Annotated in this window: 5 protein-coding genes; all 5 read left to right on the plus strand. The window is 66.4% G+C overall.

Translation table 11 applies throughout. The features are described 5' to 3' along the window. Positions 1–553 (plus strand): methyl-accepting chemotaxis protein (locus BN1263_RS16865; protein ID WP_260832986.1); only part of this gene is annotated, 553 nt, incomplete at its 5' end. Positions 554–1,101: 548 nt separating this feature from the next. Next, on the plus strand, positions 1,102–1,329 hold the full coding sequence (locus BN1263_RS20745; protein ID WP_058982769.1) for a hypothetical protein: 228 nt from the start codon (positions 1,102–1,104) through the stop codon (positions 1,327–1,329). A 42-nt stretch (positions 1,330–1,371) separates the two neighbouring features. Next, positions 1,372–3,642, plus strand: coding sequence for a methyl-accepting chemotaxis protein (locus tag BN1263_RS16875; protein WP_058982771.1), 2,271 nt, complete (start codon positions 1,372–1,374; stop codon positions 3,640–3,642). Positions 3,643–3,679: 37 nt separating this feature from the next. Further along, the gene (locus tag BN1263_RS16880) at positions 3,680–4,549 is read left to right on the plus strand and encodes a CheR family methyltransferase (protein ID WP_049435029.1); all 870 of its coding nucleotides are present in this window, start codon (positions 3,680–3,682) and stop codon (positions 4,547–4,549) included. Continuing rightward, the coding region (gene cheD / locus BN1263_RS16885; RefSeq protein ID WP_058982774.1) for a chemoreceptor glutamine deamidase CheD at positions 4,546–5,034 on the plus strand (489 nt) is incomplete at its 3' end. The genes BN1263_RS16880 and cheD, both read left to right, overlap by 4 nt.

Here is a 5,034-nt window from a genome sequence, read left to right on the forward strand (position 1 = left end):
CCGTGCCGGCGAACAGGGCCGTGGCTTCGCCGTGGTTGCCAGCGAAGTGCGTACCCTCGCCCAGCGCTCGGCCGCCGCCGCCAAGGAAATCAAGGGCCTGATCGACGACTCGGTCGGCAAGGTCAACGACGGTTCGGCGCTGGTGCACAAGGCTGGCGCCACCATGGGCGAGATCGTCGCCTCGGTGCAGCGCGTGACCGACATCATGGCCGAGATCTCCGCCGCATCGCAGGAACAGAGCGCCGGCATCGAGCAGGTCAACCAGACCGTGGTGCAGATGGACGAAACCACGCAGCAGAATGCTGCTCTGGTGGAGGAAGCCACCGCCGCCGCCCGTGCCATGGAAGAACAGGCCGGCCACCTCAGCGAGGCCGTGTCGATCTTCGTGGTCGACGAGGCCGATACCGTGGCTGCCCCCGCGCGCGCCGCGGCCCCGGCCCCGCGTGCTGCCGCACCGGCGGCACCGGCTCCGGCCGCCCCGCCCGCCCGCCGCAGCGCGGGTGGTCGCCCGATGGCCACCGAACTGGCCGACGGGGACTGGCAGGAATTCTGATGCCTGCCTGATCGGATGTACTAGAACGCCCTGGCCGTGCGCCGGGGCGTTTTTGTTTACCGGGTATCTGGATATCCAGCCAACGGCGAAGCCCCTCGGGGTGGTCGCGGAAAGCGCTTGGCTAGCGAGGGTTGGCCGGGAGGGTGGGCTGCGCAGGGGGCGCCGTGAATACGTCCCTGTAGGCTCGGGCGCGCCATCCATGGCGCTTACGCCCCTGCGCAACCCACCCTCCCGGCCACGGACAGTTTCCGTGCGCGTCCACCCCGGATTGAAGAAAGAAGAGCAAGAGCAAGAACAACAGCCGCATTGCTTCCGGGGTCAGATCCGTTTTCGGCAGGAAAACGGATCTGACCCCTCTTTCCACCTGGAAACCCAACGCTCTTTCCGTCCGACACCGAAATGCCGAGACGGCTGGGCCGGGGTGGGCAGGCAGGACCGTTGGCGCCATGGATGGCGCCATCGAGCCCCCAAGGACGGGTTTACGGCGTGTCCTGCCTGCCCACCCCGGCCCAGCCACTTACTGACAATCCAGCGCCGACCAACCGCTGTTGCTGTTGCTGTTGCTGTTGCTGTTGCTGTTGCTGTTGCTGTTGCTGTTGCTGTTGCTGTTGCTGTTGCTGTTGCTGTTGCCGTTGCTGTTGCCGTTGCTTCAGAAGCCTGCCGCAGGCAGCGCCGCAGCCGCCGCTGCAAGGAAACCTGAATACGTTCCGACACCGCACCTCAATCCCCCGCCCCAGCGGCCGATAACGGGGTTGTCACCGCTTGTCCCGCCGTGACCGGCTCCGCGCCGCCCGCCCGTTTCGACCTGGTCCTGCTCGATGAATCTCCTGCATCGCTGGCAACACTACTTCAGCAATCTCTCCGTCCGGCGCAAGCTCAACCTGCTGACGCTGCTCATCGCGCTCGGCGTGATCGCGCTGTCGGTGATCGCCGCCCGCATGCAGTACCTGGACCTCACCGAGACCCGCAAGACCGCGCTGAAGACCCAGGTCGAACTCAGCTACGGCATCCTCCAGCACTACCACCGTCTGGCCGGCACCGGCGAACTCAGCGAGGACGCCGCGAAGAGCGCCGCGTTGCAGGCCCTGGAAGTGATGCGCGCCGAGAACGATACGTACTACTTCAACATCTACGACACCGGCTACCGCCTGCTGATGCACCCGTTCCGCAAGGACCTGGTCGGCAAGGACATGAAGGACTTCCGCACCGACGACGGCGTGCGCATCTATTACGACCAGGTCGAAGCGGCCAAGGCCGGCGGTGGCTTCGTCAACTATCGATGGGCCAAGCCGGGCAGCAAGGGCGAGGTCGAGAAGGTCGCCTACGCCGGCCTGTTCGCGCCGTGGAACTGGGTGGTCAGCAGCGGCGTCTACATGGACGACGTGCAGCGGCAGGCGCTGGTGTTCACCGCCATCATGGCGATCTCCGGTGGTGTACTGGTGCTGATCGTGCTGGCCCTGAGCTGGGTCATCGGCAACCGTATCGCGCGCCCGCTGAAGCAGGCTACCGCCGTCGCCGAAGGCATCGCCAATGGCAAGCTGGACAGCCATATCGGCCCGCAGCCGCATGACGAACCCGGTCGCCTGCTGGAGGCCATGTCCGGCATGCAGCAGCAGCTGCATGCGGTCATCGGCGGCCAGCGCGAAATGGCCCGCCGTCACGATGCCGGCGAACTGAGTTACCGCATCGACGCCAGTGTCTTCCCCGGCGAGTACGGGCTGATGGTGCACGAGACCAACGCCCTGGTCGGCAGCCACGTGCAGACCCTGCACGATGTGCTGGACGTGGTGCAGCAGTACGCGGTCGGCGACCTCAGCCGCGACATCGCGCGCTACCCCGGCGAAAAGGCCGCAATGACCACCACCGTCGACACGGTCAAGGCCAACCTCGGCCGCATCAATGCCGAGATCAAGCAGCTGGCCAGTGCCGCTGCCGCGGGCGACTTCAGCCGCCGTGGCGACGCGCAGCGCTTCGATCACGATTTCCGTCTCATGCTGGAAAACCTCAACTCGATGATGGCGGTCAGCGATGACAACCTCGGCAAGCTCTCGCAGCTGCTGTCGGCCATCGCCGAAGGTGACCTGACCGCGCGCATGCACGGCGACTACCAGGGCGTGTTCGCACGGATGCGCGACGATGCCAACACCACCGTCGCACAGCTGACCCAGATCGTCGGCCAGATCCAGGCCAGCGCTTCGAGCATCACGCTCGCCGCCGGCGAGATCGCCTCCGGCAACAGTGATCTGTCACGCCGCACCGAGCAGCAGGCCGCCAACCTGGAAGAAACCGCAGCCTCAATGGAGGAACTGACCTCCACCGTGCGCCAGAATGCCGAACACGCCCGCCAGGCCAACCAGCTCGCCATCGGCGCGCAGTCTGTTGCCTCCCAGGGCGGCAGCGTGGTCGGCCAGGTGGTCAGTACCATGTCGGCCATCGAAGCCTCGTCGAAGAAAATCGCCGAGATCATCAGCGTCATCGACGGCATCGCGTTCCAGACCAACATCCTGGCACTGAACGCCGCGGTGGAAGCCGCCCGTGCCGGCGAACAGGGCCGTGGCTTCGCCGTGGTTGCCAGCGAAGTGCGTACCCTCGCCCAGCGCTCGGCCGCCGCCGCCAAGGAAATCAAGGGCCTGATCGATGACTCGGTCGGCAAGGTCAACGATGGCTCGGCGCTGGTGCACAAGGCTGGCGCCACCATGGGCGAGATCGTCGCCTCGGTGCAGCGCGTGACCGACATCATGGCCGAGATCTCTGCCGCTTCGCAGGAGCAGAGCGCCGGCATCGAGCAGGTCAACCAGACCGTGGTGCAGATGGACGAAACCACCCAGCAGAACGCTGCGCTGGTGGAGGAAGCCACCGCCGCCGCGCGTGCGATGGAAGACCAGGCCGCGCAGCTGGCCGATGCCGTGGCGATCTTCCGCCTCGACAACCAGGTCTCCGCCGCAGTGAAGGCTGTCGCCGAACGCGTGGAATCGGCGTGCATCACCACCGTGGCACGTCCGCAGCCGACCGGAACGCCCGCGCCGGTACGTCGCAGCAGCAACGCCCGCACCTTCGCCGCCAGCGACAGCGACTGGCAGGAATTCTGAGACCCACCCGCAGCGGCTTCGGCCCCCCCCCCCGCCGATGGACACGTCCCCCGTGCAAAGTCCTACTCCCATCGTTACCGGCCCACGCGAATTCGAGTTCGCCGACCGTGATTTCCGCCGCGTCTGCGACCTGATCTACCAGCGCGTGGGCATTGCGCTTGCGCCGGCAAAGCGCGACATGGTCTATGGCCGCCTGTCGCGCCGCCTGCGCACGCTGGGCATGCGCAGCTTCCAGCAGTACCTGGACCATCTGGAACAGGAAGACGGTGACGAGTGGCAGGCGTTCACCAACGCCCTGACCACCAACCTGACCTCGTTCTTCCGCGAACCGCATCACTTCGACAAGCTGCGCGAGGAGCTGCAGCAGCGCTCCAGCCGCACGCCGCTGCTGTTGTGGTCGTGCGCAGCGTCCACCGGCGAAGAACCCTATTCAATGGCGATTACCGCCTGTGAGGCCTTCGGTACGCTGAAGCCGCCGGTGCGCATCATCGCCACCGACGTCGACACCCAGGTGCTGGCCACCGCCGGCCGAGGTGTCTACAACATCGACCGTGTGACCAACCTCGACCCGGACCTGCGCCGGCGCTACTTCCAGCGCGGCAGCGGCCCCAACGAGGGCCAGTGCCGCGTGCTGCCGGCACTGCGCGAGCTGATCGAGTTCCGCCCACTGAACCTGCTTGCCCCGCGCTACGACGTCGGCGGCCCGTTCGATGCGTTGTTCTGCCGCAACGTGATGATCTACTTCGACAAGCCAACCCAGCGCGCGATCCTCGGCCGGCTGGTACAGCACCTGGCCGATGACGGCCTGCTTTACACCGGACACTCGGAGAACTACCTGCACGCCGCCGACCTGATCCAGCCCTGTGGCCGCACCCTGTACCGCCGCGCGGCAAAGGCCGGTGCATGAACGCCTCGCTGCGTACCGACGATGTGATGCGCTACCAGGATGCGCGCTTCCAGACCATTGCCGCCAAGCTGCTGCCGACCCAGTACCTGGTGGTGGACGACACCACCGCGCTGACCACCACGCTGGGTTCCTGCGTGGCGGCCTGCCTGCGGGACCCGGTACTGAAGATCGGTGGCATGAACCATTTCCTGCTCCCCGAGGGCAATGCCGGCGACGGCGCGCCCGCGCGTTACGGCAGCTACGCGATGGAACTGCTGATCAACGACATGCTCAAGCGCGGCGCCCACCGCAAGCGCATCGAGGCCAAGGTGTTCGGCGGCGCCAACGTGCTCAAGGGATTCACCAGCAATCCGGTCGGTACCCGTAACGCCGAGTTCGTGCGCCAGTACCTGCAGGCCGAGCATATCCCGATCATCGCCGAGGACCTGTGCGGCATCCATCCGCGCAAGATCTGGTTCTTCGCCGATACCGGCCGCGTGGTGGTG

The organism is Stenotrophomonas thermophila (assembly GCF_001499715.1).
Lineage (GTDB): Bacteria > Pseudomonadota > Gammaproteobacteria > Xanthomonadales > Xanthomonadaceae > Stenotrophomonas > Stenotrophomonas hibiscicola.

Coding starts and splice junctions, on each gene's coding strand:
- BN1263_RS16875 (WP_058982771.1), top strand. CDS start 1,372: ATGAATCTCCTGCATCGCTGGCAACACTACTTCAGCAATCTCTCCGTC.
- BN1263_RS16880 (WP_049435029.1), top strand. CDS start 3,680: ATGGACACGTCCCCCGTGCAAAGTCCTACTCCCATCGTTACCGGCCCA.